General features: G+C 47.7%; 12 protein-coding genes. 3 read left to right on the top strand and 9 right to left on the bottom strand.

The annotated features are described in order from the left end of the window. Positions 1-9: 9 nt before the first annotated feature. Positions 10-1,395 carry a TolC family protein gene (locus tag M1B78_RS00570; protein WP_257939599.1) on the top strand — a complete coding sequence of 462 codons (1,386 nt, stop codon included), beginning with the start codon at positions 10-12 and terminating at the stop codon, positions 1,393-1,395. A 24-nt stretch (positions 1,396-1,419) separates the two neighbouring features. Then, positions 1,420-2,187 (top strand): acyl-ACP--UDP-N-acetylglucosamine O-acyltransferase, encoded by a 768-nt coding sequence (gene lpxA, locus M1B78_RS00565; RefSeq protein WP_257930535.1) that lies wholly within the window; start codon positions 1,420-1,422, stop codon positions 2,185-2,187. A gap of 92 nt (positions 2,188-2,279) precedes the next feature. Here lpxA and M1B78_RS00560 read toward each other — a convergent pair whose 3' ends face one another. The 9 genes from M1B78_RS00560 to M1B78_RS00520 all read right to left on the bottom strand — a co-directional run bounded on the left by M1B78_RS00560 (position 2,280) and on the right by M1B78_RS00520 (position 13,935). Then, positions 2,280-3,575: an HlyD family secretion protein gene (locus tag M1B78_RS00560; protein WP_257930534.1), complete on the bottom strand. Its 1,296-nt coding sequence runs from the start codon at positions 3,573-3,575 to the stop codon at positions 2,280-2,282. Positions 3,576-3,612: 37 nt separating this feature from the next. Next, positions 3,613-5,799: a peptidase domain-containing ABC transporter gene (locus M1B78_RS00555; protein ID WP_257930533.1), complete on the bottom strand. Its 2,187-nt coding sequence runs from the start codon at positions 5,797-5,799 to the stop codon at positions 3,613-3,615. Positions 5,800-5,803: 4 nt separating this feature from the next. Next, positions 5,804-7,405 (bottom strand): vitamin K epoxide reductase family protein, encoded by a 1,602-nt coding sequence (locus M1B78_RS00550; protein ID WP_016272094.1) that lies wholly within the window; start codon positions 7,403-7,405, stop codon positions 5,804-5,806. A gap of 9 nt (positions 7,406-7,414) precedes the next feature. Next, positions 7,415-8,896, bottom strand: coding sequence for a TlpA family protein disulfide reductase (locus M1B78_RS00545; RefSeq protein WP_257930532.1), 1,482 nt, complete (start codon positions 8,894-8,896; stop codon positions 7,415-7,417). Between the two features lie 91 nt (positions 8,897-8,987). Then, entirely contained in the window at positions 8,988-9,188 is a 201-nt protein-coding gene (locus M1B78_RS00540; protein WP_257930531.1) for a TIGR04149 family rSAM-modified RiPP, read from the bottom strand. 71 nt (positions 9,189-9,259) lie between these two features. Continuing rightward, positions 9,260-9,661: a DUF3244 domain-containing protein gene (locus M1B78_RS00535; RefSeq protein ID WP_257930530.1), complete on the bottom strand. Its 402-nt coding sequence runs from the start codon at positions 9,659-9,661 to the stop codon at positions 9,260-9,262. Between the two features lie 150 nt (positions 9,662-9,811). After that, on the bottom strand, positions 9,812-11,560 hold the full coding sequence (locus tag M1B78_RS00530) for a hypothetical protein (RefSeq protein ID WP_257930529.1): 1,749 nt from the start codon (positions 11,558-11,560) through the stop codon (positions 9,812-9,814). Between the two features lie 567 nt (positions 11,561-12,127). Then, positions 12,128-12,862 carry a carbohydrate-binding family 9-like protein gene (locus M1B78_RS00525; protein WP_257939598.1) on the bottom strand — a complete coding sequence of 245 codons (735 nt, stop codon included), beginning with the start codon at positions 12,860-12,862 and terminating at the stop codon, positions 12,128-12,130. After that, positions 12,853-13,935, bottom strand: a complete 1,083-nt coding sequence (locus tag M1B78_RS00520) for a phosphotransferase enzyme family protein (RefSeq protein ID WP_257939597.1) — start codon at positions 13,933-13,935, stop codon at positions 12,853-12,855. The genes M1B78_RS00525 and M1B78_RS00520 overlap by 10 nt, the downstream gene beginning before the upstream one ends. Before the next feature lie 189 nt (positions 13,936-14,124). Between M1B78_RS00520 and M1B78_RS00515 the strand changes: the two genes are divergently transcribed. After that, entirely contained in the window at positions 14,125-18,198 is a 4,074-nt protein-coding gene (locus tag M1B78_RS00515) for a hybrid sensor histidine kinase/response regulator transcription factor (protein ID WP_257939596.1), read from the top strand. Positions 18,199-18,246: the final 48 nt, after the last annotated feature.

Below are 18,246 nucleotides of genomic sequence, written 5' to 3'. Positions count from 1 at the left end.
TTGAAAGATATGAAAAAGATAATATGCCTGATGTGCGCAACTGCTTTACTGAGCGGTTGCCACATCTATAAATCATACGACAGACCCGAAGATATCACAACTGCCGGACTGTATCGCGATACGGCATCCGTCAACGATACGCTGTCCGCAGATACAGCCAACTTCGGTAACCTGCCCTGGAGAGAAGTGTTCACAGACCCGCAGCTGCAAGCACTTATCGAGCAAGCACTCACCAACAATGCCGACCTGCGTAGCGCAGCCCTGAACGTAAAGCAGGCACAAGCCGCACTGATGTCCGCGCGGTTGTCCTATGCTCCGATGCTCGCCTTGTCTCCGCAAGGAACCGTGAGCAGTTGGGACAAAGGAAAAGCCACGCAAACCTACTCATTGCCGGTTACGGCAAGCTGGCAGATAGACCTCTTCGGGCAACTGCTGAACCCGAAACGGCAGGCTCAAGTGTCTCTGAAACAGACACAGTTCTATAAGCAGGCCGTACAGACGCAGGTCATTGCCAACGTAGCCAACATGTACTACACACTGTTGATGCTCGACCGCCAACTGCAAATAACGGAAGGTACCGCCGACATCCTGAAAAAGAATCTGGAAACCGTGCAGGCCTTGAAGGATGCCGGCATGTACGGAACCACTTCTGCCGCCGTAGAACAGAGCCGCAATGCTTATGCACAAGTCATGGCATCACTGCCAGACATACGCCAGGGCATCCGCGAAACAGAGAATGCCTTGTGCCTGATACTGAACCAACCGGGACAGCACATCGCACGCAGCGTGCTGGAAGAACAACAGCTTCCCTCGGAGTTCTCTGCCGGCATTCCTTTGCAACTGCTGTCAAACCGTCCGGATGTAAAGGCTGCTGAAATGTCGCTGGCAGCCAGCTATTACAACACCAATAGCGCACGTGCGGCTTTCTATCCGCAAATTACGTTGAGCGGTTCGGCAGGATGGACCAACAGCGCAGGATCGGCAATCGTCAACCCGGGCAAACTACTGGCTTCCGCCATCGGTTCGCTGACGCAACCCTTGTTCTATCGCGGTGCCAACATTGCCCGTCTGAAACAAGCCAAGGCACAAGAGGAGCAGGCTAAGATTCAGTTCCAAACCGCCCTGCTGAATGCCGGTAACGAAGTAAGCAATGCGCTTTACCAGTACCAAGCGGAGACAGACAAGGCTGTTTCACGCAACACTCAGGTAAATTCAGCCCGAAAAGCTGCGGCAGATACCAAAGAATTGTTTAACTTAGGCACGTCAACCTATCTGGAAGTCTTGTCTGCCGAGCAATCCTACCTCAGCTCACAGCTTTCGGAAGTGTCCGACACCTTCAGCCGCATGCAGGCAATCATCAGCCTGTACCAGGCACTTGGAGGAGGAAGAGAATAAATTCATAACTAATTACTGATAACTATGATAAGTCCGTTAGCTTATGTAGATTCAGCCGCAAAAATCGGCAAGAATGTAACTATCCAGCCCTTTGCATTTATCGAAGGGAACGTGGAAATAGGTGATGACTGTATAATCATGTCGGGTGCAAAAATTCTGCACGGTACCCGCATGGGAAAAGGGAACAAGGTACATCATAATGCCATCCTGGGTGCCGAACCACAAGACTTCCACTATACGGGAGAAGAAAGCCTGCTGGTTATCGGCGAGCACAACGATATCCGCGAGAACGTGGTCATCAGCCGTGCCACCCATGCAGAAAGCGCCACCCGCATCGGTAATGAAAACTACCTGATGGACGGTGTGCACCTCTGCCACGACGTACAAATCGGCAACCATTGCGTACTGGGCATCAAGACTACCGTAGCCGGAGAATGCCGGATAGACGACAATACAATCCTAAGCAGCAACGTTATTCTGCACCAATGCTGCCACATAGGAAGTTGGGTGCTGATTCAGGCAGGCTGCCGCATCGCCAAGGATGTGCCGCCCTACGTCATCATGAACGGCAACCCGGCAGAGTACCACGGCATCAACGCCGCCGTGCTTCAACACAAGCACCAGGCGACCGAACGTGTGTTGCGCCATATCGTAAATGCCTACCGTCTGGTATACCAGGGAAACTTCAGCGTGCAGGATGCCTTGCAGAAGATTGAGGACCAGGTTCCGATGAGTGACGAGATACACAACATTATCAACTTCATCAGAAATTCCAAAGGAATTGTGAAGTGAGACTTTTCTTCGGGCACGAATCACGCAGACAATCACGAATAAACAGATTCCTTCTCGTGAGTTCGCGTAGTTCGTGCCTCTTTCGTATTCCCCTACAAATACTTCTCCCACAAATACCTCAGCGGGCTCATCAACCTTCCTGTCACACTCCTTTGGTCTGTCATCACCTCCGCCGTTCCTGTCAGTTCCCCTTTGAATTCCAGTTTTTTTCCGTAGGATGTGCACAAGTCCTGGGGTAAACCCACGGTGACGGTATAAGTGCTCTCCTCGTCCGCCAGCAGCGAGACGGACGTCACTTCCCCTGTCAGGAAACCGAATTCCATGTACGGATAGCCGGTCACGCTGATGTTTACCCGCTGTCCGGGCGTCACCTTTCCCGAACCTCCGGCAGGGAGCCTTATTTTCCCGATGATGCTTCCCGGGTCTTTGGCCACCACGGAGAACACCCTGTCTCCGCTGCCCACGTCCTGGTTCTTCTGCCAGACGTGGTTGTACGAGAGTATGCCGCTTGCCGGACTGACGAAGAGACAAGTCAACTCCCAATCATTGATGCTTACCAGCAATTCGTTGTAGGCGGTTTTCAGGGCTATGTTCAGGTTGTTGCACTCCCGGCTTCGCTCCATCTGCGTTTCGATGATACTCTGTTGCAACTGCGCTTCCTGTATCCGGGCCGACGAGAGCGAGGTCATCAGCTGTTCCCGCCCCTGCTGCTTGTTCAAGAATGCCTGTTTGGCTTCCTCGTATTCCGACTGGGCGGTCAGCCCCTCGTCGAATAGCTTCTTCTCGCGGTTGTGCACGGTAGATGCTATCCGCACCTGTTCCTCATCCAGTTCCGCTTGTCTGTTCAGGTGGGCGATGTAGTTGCGGTATTCCTGCAACTCTCGGCGGGTGGCTTCCATCTTCTGTTCGTACAGGTTCAGCGAGAGGAAGTTGCGGCAGTCCGTCAGGCTTTTCAGGAAAGAGGCGTAGGCGTTCTGTATGCTGCCCAGTGACAGCTTTTCCGGGAACAGCCCGGTGCAGGCGCCGCTGTCTGCCGGGTTGAAGGATGCCAGCTGCCTTTTCAGGCGCAGCACGTCTTCCGTCACGGCGGGATTCTCCAGCACGGCGATGATGTTCCCCGCCCACACGGAATCCCGGTCTTTGCGGTACACCTCCTTTATCTTCCCGCTTCCCCGCGCCACCATCCATATCGGCGGGTGCTCGGTAGTGATGGTGACGGGTGCGCTTACCACGTCGGGATATTTAAAGAAACACCCTCCTATGAAGAAGAACGCCAGCACAACGAAGAACACCGTGATGCCCCACCGCACCAGTGCATGCGGCGGTCGTGCCAGAATCTCCTGCACCTCCTCGCTCCGCAACTCTATCTCCCTTTCCGAATCCTTCATTCCCAATTTTCCGCTTTCAATTTTCCATTTTCCATTCTCAAAGCTCCAGTTGATTCTTCACCAGCCTGTAGTACCTTCCTTCCCGTGCCGTCAGTTCCTCGTGCGTGCCCGTTTCGGCAATCCGTCCCTGCTCTATCACCACTATCCGGTCGGCATTGCGCACGGTGCTCAGGCGGTGTGCCACCACCACCGAAGTCCTGCCCTCGAAGAAGCGTTGCAGGTTCTCCATGATGATGCGCTCGTTGTTGGCATCCAGTGCGTTGGTGGCTTCGTCGAAGAAGATGAACTCCGGATTCTTGTACACGGCGCGGGCGATGAGGATGCGTTGCTTCTGCCCCTGGCTCAGCCCGTGCCCCTCCTGCCCTATCCGAGTGTTGTATCCCAGCGGCAGTCCTTCGATGAATCCGTGTATGTTCGCCACTTCCGCCGCATGGCGCAGGCGTTCCTTGTCGATGTGTTCCACGCCGGGAGCGATGTTTCCCGCAATGCTGTCCGAGAAGATGAACCCGTCCTGCATCACCACGCCGCACTTCTTCCTCCACTCGCGGATGCTGAAGTTGTCCAGCGGGGTGTCTCCTAAAAATATTTGTCCGCTTGCAGGCGGATAGAATCCCAATAGCAGCTTCACCAGCGTGGTTTTCCCGCTTCCGCTCATGCCTACGATGGCAGTCTGCTTGCCCGACGCTATTTCCAGACTGATGCCATCCAAGGTAGGCGTTTCGCTGAGCGGGTCGTATTTGAAGTTCAGTTTTTCTATCCGCAGGTCTTTCCCTGCGGGTATCTCCCTTATCAGTTCTCCGGCGGGGTTTTCCTCGTCGGGTTTGTCGCGCACTTCGCCCAGGCGGTTCATGCTGAGGCGTGCGTCCTGCATGTCGCGGGCAAAGGCGATGAGGTCGTTTACGGGGCTGTTCAGTTGCCCGATGATGTACTGCACGGAGAGCATCATTCCCAGCGTCATTTCCCCTTTCACCACGAGCGATGCCACCAGCCCCGTGATTACGATGTTCTTGGTCTGGTTTATCAGCACCGCTCCCGAGTCCTGGTACTGCCGCAGCGCAAGGCTCTTGATGTTTACTTTGAACAGCCTTGCCTGTATACGTTCCCATTCCCACCGTTTCTGCTGTTCGCAGGCACTCAGCTTTATTTCCTGCATGCCGTTCACCAGTTGCACCACCGAGCTTTGGTTGGCACTCTGCTGGGCAAAGCGTTTGTGGTCCAGTTCCGCCCGCTTCTTCATGAAGAGCCAGACGTAAGCCACGTAAAGGGCACTTCCTCCCATGAAGATAAGGAATATCATGGCGTTGTACAGCAACAGCACAGTGCTGAAAATAAGCAGGTTGAACATGGAGAACACTACACTGAGGCTGCTTCCGGTCAGGAAGTTCTGTATGCGCGTGTGGTCGTTGATGCGTTGCAGGATGTCGCCCGTCATCTTGGTGTCGAAGTAGCCCATGGGGAGTTTCATCAGCTTGACGAGGAAGTCCGAAATCAAGGCGATGTTGATGCGTGTGCCCAGATGCAGCAATATCCATCCGCGGATAAATTCCACGGCGCTGCTGCTAACGGTCAGCATCAGTTGGGCGATGAGCACTAAGTAGATGAATCCGGGGTTCCGGTTGTTGATGCCGAAATCCACGATGCTCTGCGTGAGGAAGGGGAGCATCAGTTGTATCATGCTGCCTAATAGCAACCCCAGCAGCAGCTGCCCCACCAGTTGCTTGTAGGGGCGCAAGTAAGAATAGAGGAAACCGAAGCCTTTATAGTCTGTCTTTTCCCCCTCATCCTCTTGTGCATAGAATTCCGGTGTAGGTTCCAGCAACAGTGCCACTCCCGTATCTTCTCCGTCCTTCTTTGCACTGAGCCAGCAACGGCAGAACTCCTCACGAGTGTACTTCAGCTTTCCCGCTCCGGGGTCTGCCACCCAAACATGCTTGTTGTCCAGCTTATAAACTACGACAAAATGCTGCTGGTTCCAGTGGACGATGCAAGGCAGAGGAGCTTCCGTCAGCATCTCGTAGCTCACTTGTACACAGATGCTCCGAAATCCAATCTTTTCTGCGGCTTCGCTGATGCCCAGCATGGAAACCCCTTCGCGGGTGATGAATGATTTCTCCCTCAACCCTTCCAATGAATAGCGCTTGCCATAGAAAGCGGAGACCATGCGCAGGCAGGTGGGGCCGCAGTCCATCACGTCGTGCTGGGAGTAGTGGGGGAAAGATTTCATTTGATTAACTATATAAAAAGTCAATATCTTTGATGTTATAATAGCTTGGAAATTTCCTCCCATTAATAAATAGAATGGGTGTAGTGTAAAACTTATGTGTTATACACCATTTTTCTTGTGCATTGATGAAAGGCTCGTATTTAGGGATTTCATCCAAGAACTTAATGTTATGTAGGATTTTATTTTTACTGATAGGATAGTTATCAACATATTTTTTTAGTATCATGGCAAATAATTGGGGATTCTTTTGATAGCCAGAGAGAATATGGGAAGCTATTACTATCGATTCTGGATGTTTCTTTTGGTCTAACAAAAATATTAAATCCAATTTGGTATTGGCTTTTCTTTGAAGGATGGGCATTAGTTTTTGTAGCTCTTTTATGCATGAAACACAAATAGGACTGAAAATAAGAGTAAGGCATATTTCGGCATCTGGATTTCCTATTGATATTTTATTCACTTTGTCAACATCTGTAAGACAAAGTTCTTGTTGAAAAAGATATTGGGAAATGTTTTCGTCATATATTAATTCGTTGTATTTTCTTTTCAAGGTGGTGTGTTCTTTTTGAGTGGCAATTATCGGCTTGATGACTATATAGATAGATGTAACAGTAACGAAGATCGTCGTTATTTCTATTATTGATTTCAAATGTAGCAATTCGTATATATAATTCATCTTTAAAGTACATATACTTAGCATAAACAGAAAAACGAATACCACTTGTACAGAAAGGCAAAGGGTACACCATTTTCTTGCTATGAATTTCTGATAAAAAAGAGAATAGCATACATATCCGATACTGCAAACAGACAGGAAGTTTATAAGTGCCTGTGCTGTACCAAATGGTAGGAATAGTAATACAATTAAAAGAGATAAAAAATACACAAAACCTATATCGCTCCAAGAAACAAGTCCGAGGAAATATGCGTCTTTGAAATCCAAGATAGAAGAACAATCTATATTATTCTTATTTCCGGTGGCTGAACATAATTTTTTAATGTGTACATTGTACTTGTCTATTTGGTCTACAAACAAAAGTATGGATGCAGTCAGTCCTCCTAAAACGCCTGTAAGATATAGATAAAAAAGAATGCCTCCTTCGTGCTTTAAAATAAGTAAATATGCGAATAATATGGCTACACACAATATAAGCATAGGATATTTTATTTGCTTAATGATTGTGCTGAATTTCATTTTTAGTGGAATACTGATTTTACCTGGTCGGTTATCCATAATAAGGATGTTACCGTCCCACATATCTTCAAAATCCTTTCTCGATATACTTTCTATCTTTCCTTTCTCATCAATAGTCTGAATAGATTCGGCAGTAACTTTTGTTATAAACAGGAACAAATCCACATTTGTAATAACATGAGCAATGAAAGGAGAGGGTATATTTGTCAGTTCTTCATAACTGGTATGTATGGCAAAACTATCTTTGCCCATCCTATGTAATATATACTGGAAAGATAGGAAACTGGGAAAATCCGGATGTTCCTTCAATATTACATATAATGCAGCAGAATATTTGCAGCCATAATATTTTGTGATAATCTTCAAAATGGTTCTTGCATTGTCTTTTATTATTTTTTGATGTGCATTCATTCTGTTGCTTTACTGTTTTAAATATTTGTCTATCGTTGTTGCCGCTTGTTGGTCACTTGGTCTTGGAGCATTCACTTCAACAATATTGCCCTGTTTGTCGAAAATGATGTATCGGGGAATTAATTCCAGCTTTAGCTTTTCCAGTATTTTACTGTTCTTTGGGTTTGTGATGAGGAAATTGTCGGGTACTTCCGACAAGCCTTCCTGCTCTACTGCCTTTTTCCAGCTGCTTTCCTGGTCCTTGAAGGCGAGATAGACGAATACCACATCTTTTCCCTTGTACAGCTCTCTTAGCTTTGCCGATGGAGGCATTTCTTCCCGGCAGGGTACACACCAGCTTGCCCAAAAGTCCACATAAATGACCTTTCCCCTGTTTTTTTTCAACAATATGTTCAAGTTGGTAGGCTTTCCGTGGATGTCCTTCAGCAATAACTGGTTGGCATCGGCAGACAAGTTATATTGGTCTCTTATCTTGTTGGGCAGCAGTGTGTCTTGGGTGATATGGATATATTTGTCAAGATAGCTGTTTACGTCTTGTGCCGAAAAGTTTTCGCCGATTTCTTTGATGCAGCGTTCAAGCAGGATTTGTTTTGATTTTGGCTGAAATGTTTTCGGAGATAGCTCATCGAAGGTTTGACGCCAGTCTTTGCTTCCTCCCTGCGATTTGCGTATCGTCGGGATGTGCTGATTCAAAAACCAGAGGTAGTAGTCCAGAAATTCACGGTAGGAGGGATAACGGATATATTTGTCGGCTATTTCGGGCTCCATTTGGCGGTAGAAGGCGGTGTCTTCATTCAGCATTCTCCGGGATTCATAGTCTTTCAGCTTGAGCAGGTATTGATAACGGTCGTGTATCTCGCTTGAGATAAGTTGCTGTTCTTTAAAAGAATTGATAGTATCTGTGTAGTTCTTTTTGTAACTGTCGAACATGGATTGTAATGAATCCAAAGGACAATAATCTATTATTAATGAAGTCCAATTGTTGGCTCGTATCATGTTAATGCTTTGGGCAATCCGTACCCAATCGCTTCCCAAGCATGTTTTTGCTTCTAAGCCGGAGTGTGTCCTCCCTTTACGCAATTCATAGTTCATATTATAGATTCTGTTGCGTTCCGGGTGATGCTTGCTGCTTAAAATGGGGTAGTTCAGGCTATCCATTGAAATAGTAATGGTATCCCCTTGCATTAAAGGGTAGTAGTTGAACTCAAAATCCCCATAGTTGAGCCCCAGCTCCTTGAAATGTTCAGTGGAATAGAGGGTTATGGTATCGAAATCTTTGTCCGGCATGTATTCCATAAGAGTTCCTATACTGTCGGTATAGAGGACTTTAGGCATCGGCACGTGTCTCACTCCTCCCGGTGTCCTGTGGGGCTTAGGATGGTAATGATTGAAACATACTACAATATTCTTTCCACATTTCTCATTGATGGCTTGTTGCCGGCAAGATGAAATGCTTATTACCAGAAAAAAGATGATACATATATACTTCATAAGTATAGGCTTTTAATTTATGATGATATTAAATAATGAATAGGAAAATTATTAGTTTGAATAACAATTTTCCTATTCTGTAACCTGCGGATTATCCGCAGTAGCTACTTGAAGCGCAGCTATCACAGCACCAATTTCCCTCGGCGGTAGCCATGTGCATAGCTTGAGCTTTGGTTACACCGCACTCTACTCTACCACTTGGAGATTTGTAGCCACAAGTACCAGAACCACCTTTGATAGCTCTCATTTGTTTTTTATTGAGGGCTTTCGCTTTTAAGTCATTAAAATTCATAGTGTTCAAGATTAATTTAGTTCTACTCTATTAAAGCTTTTCGATTCCGCTTATATTTAGTGCACAAAATATCATAAATTGAAGTAGCCTTCCAAGAATATGTCATCTGTTTCTATTTCAATGGAGTATTCTCCGCTCTTCTCACCGTTAAGGTCTATATTAAGAGTAACAGGATTACTACATGTCTCTGAATAGACCGTTTCACCGGTAGTTTCGTTGGTGATAGTGACATTGACAACTGCAATGTTTTCATTGAAGCTGACATTTACCACATTATTATATAGGTAAGCATCTACTATCGGCATATATATGCTACGGACTACAGGACCTCCTTCTTTATTAATAGGTGGTATATAGTCGCCAGGAACTGTTTGTTGGAGAACAATCTTTATACAATCATTCACTTTCTCCGCATGTACTGCTATATTGCCAAGAGAGAAAATTGTTAGCAGGATAAATAATAGTCTTCTCATATTTATACGTTTTATTTGTTTTCGTTGTCACAAATATAGGACTATTTTAGCTTATGGATATGTATAAAACATGTATAAAGTGATGTATAAAGTGATGTATAAAGTGATGTATAAAGTGATGTATAACGGTGCTTATATATGTATAAATAGTTAATTTGTCTTAACGCACAGTTCCTTCAACACCTTTTGCAGAGAAGTTGAACCGTGAGGAAAGCCCATCCGCTTCTCAACAATGCGATTCGCTTTTTTGTAGACGGTGTCTCGTTTGCAGCCCAACAGACATCCGAAATAGCTGACCGGCAAATCGGTCAGGTATAGACAGCAGAGGTGAATTTCTTCTTGCAGCAGTTTGCAATCCGCACATAGCCTTAAGGTGATTTGGTTCCAACGTCGGTCTGTTTCGGCAATCAGTTGCAACCAGTCCTCCTTTTCCATGTGCAGCTCCGAGCTGTCATGGTCTTTGTAGTCTTGGATGATTTGCTTCATCTTGGTTTTTACATCCGAATATTTTTGTGTGCTTGTCAAGAGCAGAACTCGTTCGTGGTTCAGGGCTTCCAGCTCATTACGCAATTGCTTTTTCTGCGCTGCATCATAATGCAGTTGTTCCAACTCTCTTTCTAAATATGCGATTCTGTTTTCTTTCTGCCGTTGCTCTTCTTCAAGTTTGGCATTTTGTTGCTGCATTGCGGTTTGTACCTCTTTCAGTCTGTCCTTTTCTTCCTCCAAAAGGAAGGTTCTTCTCCGGTATCTTTTCAGCATGTACAAGGCCAAGAACGCTGCCGCTACAACAGACAGCAGGAGACCGTTATATTTACTGATGACTGAATCGTGTTTCTTCTGTTGATGGGCTATCTGGGCACTCTTTTCGGCATCAATCACGGAATAGGCTTGTCTGTTACGGTTGTTCCGCAAACTATCCGTGTAGATGGAGCCGGTTCGTTCCAAGTCCAATGATGTTTTAAAATCTCCGGAAGCTTTTGCTATATCTGATAATAACTTGTAAACTCCTGCTTTTATGGCATGACTCTTATCAGGAAGGGCTTTGTTTAGATAGAAGGAGGCAGAGTCATATTGCCGGTTCTCGTAATAGGCATTTCCTAATATATAGAAAGCATTGTAGCAGAAAGTTGTATCTTCCTGCAGGGCAAAGTTTTGCTTGGCAAACTCCACTGCTTTCTTTCCATTCTCCATTCTGTAGTACAATGTGCTTAGTGCAGACAGTATGGTTCTGTTCAGAGTTTTGTTGTTTGTCATTTTAGCCATATACAGTGCTTGCAGCATCAGTTTTTCAGCTTTCGGATAGAATGACTTCCCTTTTTCCATCCGAATCATTCCCTGCTGTGACAAAGCTTCTGCCTGAAGCAGCGAATCTTTCAGCAGGACAGCCATTTGCTCCGCTTCCCGATATATGGAATCTGCTTGCTCATTTAAATCTTGTGCATAATACAAGTAACCTATATTATTGCAGATACGGCTTTGCAAACTGATGTCTTTTATTTCTTTTGCTAAAGTGTTGGCTGTTAAAAAACAGGAAACAGCTTCCTCTGTTCTCTTCATATCTCTGTAAACACATCCGCAATAATAGTAGCTACGAGCTTGCAAATTAGTATTGTTAGTCTGGTTATAATAAGCCATAGCAGAACAAATCAGTGAATCATCCGTCTGCACTATGTAATTCTTGTCCCGTGCCTGCGTCAGCAGCAGTGCATGGTAGGCACGGTCTGCTTTTGTTTTCAGGCTCTCGGCTGGGATGCCTTGCAGCATGTGCAGTGCGCTGTCCGGATGCGATGCCATCAGCGAGTCTGCTTGTACCAATGTTGTATTGTAGCCTGTCGTTTCTGTGCAGGCTGCCAATAGTGCGGTCAGTATGGCTATGAGGGCTATGGTTCGTTTTCTCATGCAGTTTGCAGCTTGATATACTGCAAAAATAATGTTTTTTGTTTAGCTTATCCTTGTCCGGTCGTGTTTTTTTCAAAGGATGCATTCCCGTTTGAACCATATTCATCGTGTGCTGTACAGGGTTTCTTTGTGTTCCGCATACGTGTTTCTCCCGAGAAACCTTTTGATTTGCCAATGCTCCACTATAGTGAACAAGTCAGACCACTAAGGTGAACAAATCAGCTCACTTAGGTGAACAAAGCAGACCACTAAGGTGAGCCGTTGTCAATACACTGCGTTTGGCACAAGAAATATATATGCTTTTCTCAATAAAGGACGGGGGAGAGATGGACGAAAGCCCGTGCGTCTTGAGGGGAGTGATAGTAAGCAACAGGATAAAGCCGAAAGGGTGAGGGCAAATTTTGCCCTCACCCTTTTTATTTGCTCTCACTCACCACCGCAATGCCGATGAACAGGGCGTTTCAGGAAAGCGGTGAGGGTAGTGAGGGCAGGTTTGCAAACTTTCTCTTTTGAACTTGCTGAAGATCTGATTCCGAATACCGGGTTCACACGGAAAATACCGCCTCCTTACTCGAAATGCAGTGCACCGAAGAACTCCGGACAATGGAAGTTCGGCTTCTCCAGCCCTATCGGATTCCAGGAAAGGAAGTGAGGAGTCCGGAGCTTGTCGCCGCACTTATAGAAGTTGGCACGGATTGCCTTGCCGTCCAGCGAAGTGATGTCATGCAGGAAGAAAGCGGAATAAGGGATGACCAGGGCCACTTCCCAGCTGCACTCTCCCACTCTTTCCTCAAAGGCCTCGCGCCCCAGAGAAGACCAACGCTGTACCTTGTCGAGCACCTCCTGCGGGGCATGCCGGCGGTTTTCACGTCCGGCACCTGCACCGATAAGCAGCGTTCCGGCACAATTGCACTCCATGTTGTAATACACTCCGTCACCGGCGGGCACAGAGAAGAACTCCACGCATGCATCTTCCCAGACCGGACCGTTATCGTGCCCTGCAACGGCGCGCACACTCGCTTCCTTTACCTTGAAATGCAGCAGAACGGCATCTTCCGTATGCGCTATGCGGAACTCCACATCGGGGCAATAGGAAAAGTCCGCCCAGTTCACCGTATTGACAGGCTGAAAAGCCACTTTCTCTTTATCCAGAAGGGCAGGAACCGATTCCACCGGTATGTTGGCCACACTCACCTTCTTTACATTCAATTCTTTCATTTTACCATTTTGGGGATTAATTGCAGACAGCGGCAGCATGCAAAGGGCGGCCGCTATCATCATCAGATACTTTTTCAGATACATGAGTCAATGAACTTTTTCATCTCCGGCGTATGTTCCTCCACGCTCTGCAACAGTTTGAACTGAGCTTTGGTACGGACGAGGTTATGCTCCGGATACTGAATCTTATAGTAAGTATCACCGTTGATATAATCTGCCAGGAAGCGTACGCACTGCATATACGGGAACAAGGCAGCCGCATACGGCAGGTTCTCAATCTCTATCGGCAGCAGGAAGGACTTGGCCGATTCCAGATAACCCTTGGTGAATGCCTGGAATATTTCCATATTGAAGTTCACATTGTCCAGGTTCTTGTCGTCTTCCAACCCCGTGTTGGCACCCGAGCGGAGGAAATCGCCATAATCGGAGAAGATGAAGCTGGGCATCACCGTGTCCAGGTCGATGACACAGAGCACCGTACCGTCTTCGTCGAACATCATGTTGTTCACTTTCGTATCACAGTGGCAGACGCGCTTGGGCAACTTGCCTTCACGGTGCAAGCGCTCTGCCTTGCACATTTCCTCGGCACGCTTCTCTATTTCATCCAGAAAATACTGCACTTCCTTCACCCGTCCGGCCGCATCGGCTGCCACCGCCTCACGCAATTGCTTCAAGCGGAACTCCATGTTGTGGAAATCGGGAATAGTCTCGCCCAGTGTATCCGGAATGTCGGCAAGCATAGCCTGGAAATTGCCAAAGGCCGCTCCTGCATAGTAGGAATATTCAGGATTTACAGTTTCGTAAGTCTTGGCACGGGGAATGAAGGTCATCACGCGCCAGTAGCTCTCACCGTCATGCCAATAGGTTTTTCCATCCGCCCCGGGAACGAAATGAAGCACTTTCCGCTCGATGTCGGATTCGCCCTTTTCTTCCAGTTTCTTGCGTATATGTCCGGTCACTGACCCGATATTGGCCTGCAGCATCTCCACATTCTGGAAGATGGCATGGTTGATACGCTGCAATACATAATCCGGAGCATCGGCTTCGGAGGTGGTCACTTTGTACGTGTCGTTAATTAGTCCGGCACCTAAGGGCTTGATTTCAACGACCGTACCTTTCAGTCGAAAATGAGATACAATAGATAAAAGGTCTTTCATGACAATTTATGGATTAATTAGTTTACAAAAATGCTCTTTTGCCTTATGCCAAAAGGCAAGTATGGTTCACCGAGCATCCAAAATTATACATTTAAACGGACATAACCTCAAAAAGCTCCGGATAAATAAGAAGTCTTGCATAAAATATACCTATATTTGTAACTGAAACCTTAAAAACCACCAGAAAAAGTGCGAAAGTCTACCATCCGGCTGCTTCTTGTATTACTGAGCATGGTTGCCACAACCCTGCAAGGTCAAAACATTACTTTCAATCATCTGACGACCGACGACGGACTGTCGCAATTCTCCGTAAACAGCCTCTATATCGACGAAAACGGTGTCCTATGGATTGGAACCCGCGAAGGACTGAACCGCTACGACGGGAAAGACATACAAACTTACAAACTGCGGAAGAACGACCCGCACAGCCTCTTCTGCAATACCGTATTGCGACTGACCGGCAACCATAACGGGAAAATCTACCTGCTCTGCACGGAAGGAGTAGCCGAGTTCAATCTCGCCACCCAAAGATTCACCACCCTGCTGCAAGGAAACGTCAACAGCATCTACTACAACAAGGTTCTTTTTATTGGAAAAAAGAACGAAATCTATCGTTATAACGAACAAACCGGGAACTTCGACCTATACTACCAACTGGCCGACAAGAATCTGGACATCTATTGTATGCACCTGGATAAAGGATACCTATGGATAGGTACTACCAGCGACGGAGTGTACCGGCTGAACCTGACTGACAAGAAACTGACACACCCCATTCAAAAAGGCAACATCACCAGCATATACCAAGACAGCGAAGGCGAGTTATGGATTGGCAGCTGGGAAGAAGGGCTGCACCACGTAAAGGCCGACGGGGAAATCGAAGTCTTTGAGTACGACGCAAAGAATCCATGCAGTATCTCTTCCAACTTCGTGAGAGCCTGCTGTGAAGACAATCTGGGAAACATCTGGATTGGAACATTCAACGGGTTGAACCGCTATGACAAAAGTACGGGACTCTTCCAGAACCATACTGCCAGTGATGCCCAGAACGACGGACTGACACACTCTTCCATCTGGTGCATTGTGAAGGACAACCAAGGCACATTGTGGCTGGGCACCTATTTCGGAGGGGTCAACTATTTCAATCCGGAATATGAAATATATACCCGGTACTCTTATTCCTCCGTCGAAGAAAAAGGATTAAGCAACCCGGTAGTGGGCCGCACCGTAGAAGACAAGGACGGCAACCTGTGGATAGGAACCGAAGGGGGAGGACTGAATTACTACGACCGGCATACCCGCAGGTTCAGATGGTTCCGTCCGGAAGACAGCCCGAACAGCATCTCACACAACAATATCAAAGCCCTCTACTACGATGCAGCCAAAGATGTCATCTGGATAGGAACACATCTGGGAGGACTGAACAAGCTGGACATACGTTCGGGACGCTTCACACACTACCGCATGAAAGTCAATGATCCGGAAACACTGCCGTCGGACATCATCCGTGACATCGCCCCCTACCAAGACCAACTGGTGATAGCCACCCAAAACGGCATCTGCCTTTTCGATCCGGCTGACGGGAAATGCCGGCTATTGTTCCAAGACAGTAAAGAAGGCAAAAAAATCAAGATGGTGGCAGACATTACCTTTGACAACAATGGCACACTCTGGATTGCAGCCACGGGCGAAGGTGTGTTCAGCTACCGCTTCGATACGAACGAACTGACCAACTACCGGCATGACGCTGCCGACCCGCACAGTATCAGCAACAACAATGTAAACAACATTACCCAAGACAGCAAGGGCAATCTGTGGTTCGCCACCTCGGGCAGCGGGCTGGACTTATATCATCCTGCAAGCAACGACTTCGAGAACTTTGACCAGGCGAAAAACGGCCTTTCCAGCGACTGCATCTATGAAACCCGGGAATCTCCCACCAGCGGCAAACTGCTGCTCATCACCAACGAAGGGTTCTCCATCTTCGACTACCGGCAAAAGGCATTCATAAACTACAGCGCCGAAAACGGTTTCCCGACGACTGCCGTCAACGAGAATGCCCTTTGCGTGACCCGTGACGGAGAGATATTCCTGGGAGGCACGCAGGGAATGATTTCCTTCCATGAAATGGAGCTGAACTTCACGCCGAAGCCCTACAAAATCATCCTCTCCCGCCTCATTGTGAACGGAACGGAAATACAAGTGGGAGATGAGACCGGCATCCTGCAACAAGCCTTGTACTGCACCCCCGAGATTACGCTCAACGCCAATCAGTCCATGTTCAGCATAGAGTTCGCCACTTCCAACTATGTAGCCGCCAACAAAGACGACATCATCTATAAGCTGGAAGGCTTCTCCAACGACTGGAACAGTGCCCGTGGATTGCACAACATCACCTATACCAACCTGAACGCCGGAACCTATAAGTTGATTATAAGGCCCAACGGAAAAGACGAGAGCCTTTGTCCGCAAGTCCGCCTGACCATTCACGTGTTGCCTCCCTACTACAAGACTCCCCTTGCCTATCTTATTTACCTGATAGTGACGGGAAGCCTGCTCTGGTATCTAGTGCGTACCTACAAGTCGAGAATCAAGCTGCGCGAATCGCTGAAGTACGAACAGAAGCACATCCGCGACGTAGAGGCCCTGAACCAGTCGAAGCTGCGTTTCTTCACCAATATTTCCCATGAATTCCGCACCCCGCTGACACTCATCGTGGCACAAGTGGAAACGCTGATGCAACTCCAGAACTTCACGCCTGCCATATATAACAAAGTATTGGGCATCTACAAGAACAGCATACAGCTACGGGAACTCATCACCGAACTGCTCGACTTCCGCAAGCAGGAACAAGGGCACATGAAGATAAAGGTCAGTCCGCACAACATCGTGAACTTCCTATACGAGAACTATCTGCTTTTCCTGGAATATGCCAGCGCCAAACAAATCAGCCTCCGCTTCGAGAAGGAAACAGACAGCCTCGAAGTATGGTATGACCAAAAACAGATGCAGAAAGTAATCAACAACCTGCTGTCCAACGCCATCAAGCATACCAAGGCGGAAGACAGCATCACCCTCGGCATCAAGACCGAAGGCAGCAATGCCGTCATCCGCGTGACCGATACCGGCAGCGGCATAGATGCCCGGGAAGTGGACAAGATATTCGACCGCTTCTACCAAATAGACCGGACGGACTCTACGGATGCAAGCAAGACGGGTACGGGCATCGGCCTGGCATTGACGAAAGGTATCGTGGAGCTCCATCACGGCACCATCCGTGTGGAAAGCGAATTGGGCAAAGGCACCAGCTTCATCGTAAACCTGCAATTGGGGAACGCACTGTTTGACGAAGAGCAAATAAACAAGAATGCAGACAGCGTGCAACAGATAGAGATTCCCAAACCGGAAAACGATGCCCTGCTCAAGGCGGAACTGGAAGAGAATGCTCCCATCAAACGACTGCCGGATGCAAGAATCCTGATAGTGGAAGACAACGACTCCATCCGCGACATGCTGGCAGGTATCTTCAAGCCCTTCTACGAAGTGCTGACTGCGGCCGACGGAGCGGAAGGACTTGCACTGGTACGCAGCGAAATGCCCAATATCGTAGTCAGCGACGTAGTGATGCCCAACATGTCGGGAACGGAACTGTGCAAACAGATAAAAAGTGACTTCAACACCTGCCACATTCCCGTGGTACTGCTCACGGCACGTACTGCCATCGAACAGAACATCGAGGGACTGCGCATCGGTGCGGATGATTATATCACCAAGCCGTTCAACACCAATCTATTGATTTCGCGCTGCAACAACCTCGTAAACTCGCGCATCCTTCTGCAGGAAAAGTTCAGCAAGCAGCCGCAAGCCTTTGTACAGATGCTTGCCACCAACCCCATAGACAAGGAAATTCTGGACCGCGCCATGGCAGTCATTGAGCAACATCTGGACGATACGGAATTCAACGTCAACGTCTTTGCCCGTGAGATGGCAATGGCACGCACCAATCTGTTCACCAAGCTAAAGGCTATCACCGGACAAACTCCGAACGACTTTATCCTGACCATCCGCCTGAAGAAAGGCGCTCTGATGCTGCGCAACAATCCGGAGCTGAATATTACTGAAATTGCAGACCGGATCGGTTTCAGTTCTTCACGCTATTTCTCCAAATGCTTCAAGGACATTTACCATGTCAGCCCACTGGCCTACCGCAAAGGAGAGAATGGAGGAGAGGAAAGTACGGAAGACAGTGAAGAGACATCTTAATATTGTACATCAAGCCATCGCATGATACGGTTTGTACTTTTTCTCCCT

The sequence above is a fragment of the Bacteroides muris (ex Fokt et al. 2023) genome, assembly GCF_024704895.1.
Taxonomy (GTDB): domain Bacteria; phylum Bacteroidota; class Bacteroidia; order Bacteroidales; family Bacteroidaceae; genus Bacteroides; species Bacteroides muris.
The sequence above is the reverse complement of the archived record's forward strand: the minus strand, read 5'-3'. Positions and strand labels throughout refer to the sequence as shown.

Coding starts and splice junctions, on each gene's coding strand:
- M1B78_RS00570 (WP_257939599.1), top strand. CDS start 10: ATGAAAAAGATAATATGCCTGATGTGCGCAACTGCTTTACTGAGCGGT.
- lpxA (WP_257930535.1), top strand. CDS start 1,420: ATGATAAGTCCGTTAGCTTATGTAGATTCAGCCGCAAAAATCGGCAAG.
- M1B78_RS00560 (WP_257930534.1), bottom strand. CDS start 3,575: ATGAAGGATTCGGAAAGGGAGATAGAGTTGCGGAGCGAGGAGGTGCAG.
- M1B78_RS00555 (WP_257930533.1), bottom strand. CDS start 5,799: ATGAAATCTTTCCCCCACTACTCCCAGCACGACGTGATGGACTGCGGC.
- M1B78_RS00550 (WP_016272094.1), bottom strand. CDS start 7,405: ATGAATGCACATCAAAAAATAATAAAAGACAATGCAAGAACCATTTTG.
- M1B78_RS00545 (WP_257930532.1), bottom strand. CDS start 8,896: ATGAAGTATATATGTATCATCTTTTTTCTGGTAATAAGCATTTCATCT.
- M1B78_RS00540 (WP_257930531.1), bottom strand. CDS start 9,188: ATGAATTTTAATGACTTAAAAGCGAAAGCCCTCAATAAAAAACAAATG.
- M1B78_RS00535 (WP_257930530.1), bottom strand. CDS start 9,661: ATGAGAAGACTATTATTTATCCTGCTAACAATTTTCTCTCTTGGCAAT.
- M1B78_RS00530 (WP_257930529.1), bottom strand. CDS start 11,560: ATGAGAAAACGAACCATAGCCCTCATAGCCATACTGACCGCACTATTG.
- M1B78_RS00525 (WP_257939598.1), bottom strand. CDS start 12,862: ATGTATCTGAAAAAGTATCTGATGATGATAGCGGCCGCCCTTTGCATG.
- M1B78_RS00520 (WP_257939597.1), bottom strand. CDS start 13,935: ATGAAAGACCTTTTATCTATTGTATCTCATTTTCGACTGAAAGGTACG.